General features: G+C 66.1%; 4 protein-coding genes and 1 pseudogene. 2 read left to right on the top strand and 3 right to left on the bottom strand.

Going from position 1 to position 4,123, the window contains the following annotated elements; translation table 11 throughout:
* Window positions 1-314: 314 nt before the first annotated feature.
* Window positions 315-629 carry an IS6 family transposase gene (locus AOZ13_RS14615; protein ID WP_199897001.1) on the top strand — a complete coding sequence of 105 codons (315 nt, stop codon included), beginning with the start codon at window positions 315-317 and terminating at the stop codon, window positions 627-629.
* Between the two features lie 261 nt (window positions 630-890).
* On the opposite strand, the gene AOZ13_RS13040 is transcribed toward AOZ13_RS14615, so the two are convergent.
* A complete protein-coding gene (locus tag AOZ13_RS13040) occupies window positions 891-1,397 on the bottom strand; it encodes a gamma carbonic anhydrase family protein (protein ID WP_020221249.1) in 507 nt (168 codons plus the stop codon).
* Window positions 1,398-1,508: 111 nt separating this feature from the next.
* On the opposite strand from AOZ13_RS13040, the pseudogene AOZ13_RS13035 reads away from it, so the two are divergent.
* Window positions 1,509-2,386: pseudogene (locus AOZ13_RS13035) on the top strand (fumarylacetoacetate hydrolase family protein).
* Window positions 2,387-2,410: 24 nt separating this feature from the next.
* Here the strand turns inward: AOZ13_RS13035 and AOZ13_RS13030 are convergent.
* The gene (locus AOZ13_RS13030; RefSeq protein ID WP_020221247.1) at window positions 2,411-3,997 is read right to left on the bottom strand and encodes a class I adenylate-forming enzyme family protein; all 1,587 of its coding nucleotides are present in this window, start codon (window positions 3,995-3,997) and stop codon (window positions 2,411-2,413) included.
* A gap of 33 nt (window positions 3,998-4,030) precedes the next feature.
* Window positions 4,031-4,123, bottom strand: a 93-nt coding sequence (locus tag AOZ13_RS13025) for an integrase core domain-containing protein (protein ID WP_148294603.1), incomplete at its 5' end; no start/stop codon positions are given.

Here is a 4,123-nt window from a genome sequence, read left to right as displayed (position 1 = left end):
GCCTGTGGCACCACGAATCGCGTGCCGCTCTCGGAGGTCGCCGAGACGGTCGAGCGTCACAACGACCGCGTCCACGACGGCGCCGACGAAGCGGAAGTCGATCCGGACGTCGCGGACCAGCTCGCCGACCTCATCGCGCGCGACCTCGGATTTCTCGAAGAGTGAACCGGGTCAACGATAGGTCGCGTTAAGCTAGAGGATGGGTCGGACGAGCTCCGGGTGACTATGCCAGAATCCGACCCCTCAGTGGATGTCTCGAGAGGATCGGCCTGTCGTTTGTGGAGCGCAGGCGGACTCCCGAGTGGGCGACTCACGTGGGCACCCGGTGTAACATCGACTATATGTATGTGGAATATGCAAGTCAGCTCCTCGATGAGTCGGGGTCAAAACGCGGTCACGACGCGATTCACCTCTGGGTGTACAAGGCCGGTCTCCAGCTCGTTTCGACGGCGAGGGCGGATCAACTCGCGGTTGACGAGAAGGTGATCCGCACCAACGGTGACGACTACTGGCTGTACGGTGCCGTCGATCCTGACACGAACGAGACTTGCAGTTCAGGCTCTTTCCGACGGCAACGAAGCAGACGACGCGATGGTTTCTGGCCGACCTCCACCGACGATGTCGGCTGAATACTGTCGCGTTCCTCGTCGAGGACGCTGATCACGTGGTGAACGTCCTTGACGAAGACGGATGCCGATTCCAGATGGTTTCGCATGGGAATCGGAATGCCATAGGAAATGACCTCTAGGGGATAGAACGACGGACTTCCCTGTTTTCAAATGGTTCCACTCATGTCGGGTCTCATGTCTCGGAATCGTGGCTCCACTCCCTCGCCGTCCGTCACAACGCCACAGTTAACGCGACCCGACGGCTCGGCGGTCACTCGGTCCTCAGGGTCGTTCGTGGGGACCGTCCGCGACGAATCGCTCGCCGAGGTCGGTGTAGTGCCGCCAGTTGTCCTGTATCCGCTCGCGCTGTCCGTCCGTGAGCGGCCGGGTCTCCGCGGGGACGCCGTACGCGAGGTGGCCCTCGGGGATCGTCTGGTCGTTCCGGACGACGGCGTTCGCGGCGACGATGCAGTTCGACTCGACGCTCGCGCCGGAGAGGACGCGACTCCCCATCCCGACGAGGACGTCGTCGGCGACGGACGCGAAGTCGATCGTGGCGCCGTGGCCGACGCTCACGCGGTCGCCGATCTCGGCGCCGTGGAGCATCGTGAACTCCTGTACGTTCGTGTCGTCGCCGACCGTGACGGGTCCGTGGTCGCCCCGGAGGCAGACGAAGGGCCAGAGGCTCGATCGCTCCCCGACCGCGACGTCCCCGACGAGATAGGCCATGGGGGAGACGGACGCGCTCTCCGCGAGTATCGGCTCGGTGCCATCGAAGGCGTGTCGCATGGGTCTCGTCGTGCGTGTGCGACCCACAAAGCGTTTGCTCCCCTCGGAATACAACGAACGATCGGCAGAGATAGACGTGATTTAAGAGGGAGCAGGTGAACGTTCGAACGCATGAAGTTCGTCACGTTCGACGACGGCAGGCTGGGCGTGCTGAGTGAGGGCGGCGACGGCGTCGTCGATCTCACCGGTCGGCTCGGTCTCTCGGCCGAGGAACCGCTCGTCGAGTACATGGCGGGGGACTACGACGCCAGCGAGTACGCGGACGCCGACGCGGACTACGCCCTCGATGAGGTGTCGATCGAGGCGCCGGTCGGCCGTCCCGGAAAGGTCATCGCCGCGCCGCTCAACTACGAGAACCACATCGAGGAGGCCATCGCCGACAGGGACATCACCACGGACGAGTGGTTCTCCATCGAGGACAAGGGCTACTTCCTGAAGGCGCCCTCCAGCGTCATCGGCGTCGAGGAGAACATCGTCATCCCGTTCAACGACCGGCGGATCGACCACGAGGTCGAACTCGCCTTCGTCATGGGCGAGGAGACGAAGAACGCCGACAACGAGGAGGCGTGGGAGAACATCTTCGGCTACACGATCCTGCTCGACATCTCCGTGCGCGGCGATCAGGACCGCTCGAACCGCAAGTCCTACGACACGTTCACCGTCGTCGGGCCGTACGTCGTCACGCCCGACGAGGTCGGCGACCCGCAGGATCTCGACCTCGAACTCGCGGTCAACGGCGAGGTCCGCCAGTCCGACACCACGAGCGACATGGTCTATACGTGCGCGGACGTCGTGCAGTACGCCTCCATCGGCGCGACGCTCGACGTCGGCGACGTCATCACGACCGGGACGCCCGAGGCGTCGGCCCGCTGCGCGACGGCGACACCGTCGACGCCGAGATCGAGAACATCGGTTCACTGAGCGTCGACGTCGAGGAGCGCGACGTCTCCTTCGCGGACGTCGACGTCGAGAAGCACGGCACCGAGTAACGCTACTCGCCGTTTCGCGAGTCGTCAGGTCGTATTCTCACCCTCGGCGCGCGACCCGCCGTCGCGGACCGCCGAGAAGAACCGCTCTTTCACCGTCGCGCGCTCCAGCGTCCCCGTGTCGGTCCGCGGCAGGTCGTCGGTCGTGACGACGTACTGCCGCGGGCGCTTGAAGTTCGCGAGCGACCTGTGGGCCACGCAGAACTGATCGAGGTCGTCCGCGGCGACGTCGTCGTTGGCGGAGACGACGGCCGCGACGACCTCGCCCCAGTGGTCGTCGTCGAGACCGACCACGCCGACGTCGTTCACGCTCCCGTGTTCGAGGAGGACCTGCTCGACCTCCTGCGGGTAGACGTTCTCCCCGCCGCTGAGGATCATGTTGTCCACGCGATCGACGATGTAGAGGTAGCCGCCCTCGTCCACGTCGGCGACGTCGTGGGTGCGGAGCCAGCCGTCGACGAAGAGGTCGTCCTCGGCCTCGGGGTCGTTGAGGTAGCCGTCGCACATCCCCTCGCACCGCGCGAGGATCTCGCCCGTGCCGCCGGGACCGACGATCGCGTCCGGGTTGGGGTCCTCGTCCGGCGGGACGGAGTCGACCACGCGGAGTTCCCACGCGTAGGACTCCCTCCCGACCGACCCCGTGTGCTCGTCCTGCACCTCCGGGTGGGCGTACGCGAGGTTCGGACCGCCCTCGGTCATTCCGTAGCTGTTGTAGACGGTCTCCGTGAGGTGCTCGGCGGCGCGCTCGACGAGCGAGGCGCTGACGACGGCGCCGCCGGTCCGGATGTAGTCGAGGGTCTCGACGTCGAGATCGAGTTCGGCCTGCCGCTCGGCGAGCACGTCGAGCTGCGTCGGCACGGCGAGCATCCCGGTGACGTCGTGCGCGGCGACGAGTTCGAGCGCCTCGTCCGGCTCGAACGTGGGCTGGAGCACGAGCGTCGCGCCGGTCAGGAGGTGGGGGAGGATCCACGCGTCGGACGTCACCATGTGGTACCACGGCGTCGTCACGAGCGCGACGTCGGACGGCTCGATGCTCATCTCCATGACGACCTGCGTCGCGCCGAGCCACATGGACTCCTGATCGAATCGGACGGCCTTCGGCCGGCTCGTCGTCCCGCTCGTGTAGAAGACGCCGTACTCGTCCGTGTCGGCCCGCTCGACGACGGCGTCGGCGGGCGCGTCCGCGACGAACTCCTCGTAGGACACCGCGCGCCCGTCGTCGAGCGACGCGTCGCCGGCGTGCACGGCGAACTCGAGACCGGCCCGCTCGACGACGTCGAGCGCGAGGTCGGCGTTCGCGTCGTCGAAGAGGATCCCGTCGGCGTCGGCGTCGTCGAGCATCCGGACCAGCTCGTCCGCGCCGGCACGGAACGGGAGCTGAACGGTCCCGCGACCGCGCTTCTGCCCGGCGATCATCGACGCGATCGTCTCGACTCCGTTGCGCGCGAGCGTCCCGCAGCGCGCGTCCGGGATCCGCTCGTGGACCGCGTTCGCGAACGCCGTGCTCTCGCGATCGAGTTCGTCGTACGTCCGCTCCGCGCCGTCGGCCGTGACGACGGCGGTGTCCCCCCCGTCGCACCGTACCGTTCGTTCGAAGCCGTCGAGATAGTTCATGGTTTATCGATATGTACGATCTTCAGGCACTGTCTAGTTTAGCACCTCCTCGACGGGCGTTCTTCCATCGAGCGATTGATGCGGTCTCTGATGGTTGTAGTAATGCACGAACTGTTCAAGCCATTC

Source organism: Halarchaeum acidiphilum MH1-52-1, assembly GCF_000474235.1.
GTDB lineage: Archaea > Halobacteriota > Halobacteria > Halobacteriales > Halobacteriaceae > Halarchaeum > Halarchaeum acidiphilum.
Note: the sequence above shows the minus strand (reverse complement) of the source record. Positions and strands in the feature narration are given on the sequence as shown.

Bases quoted from the DNA above. Each gene is read 5' to 3' on its own strand.
- AOZ13_RS13040 (WP_020221249.1), bottom strand. From the start codon at position 1,397: ATGCGACACGCCTTCGATGGCACCGAGCCGATACTCGCGGAGAGCGCG.
- AOZ13_RS13030 (WP_020221247.1), bottom strand. From the start codon at position 3,997: ATGAACTATCTCGACGGCTTCGAACGAACGGTACGGTGCGACGGGGGG.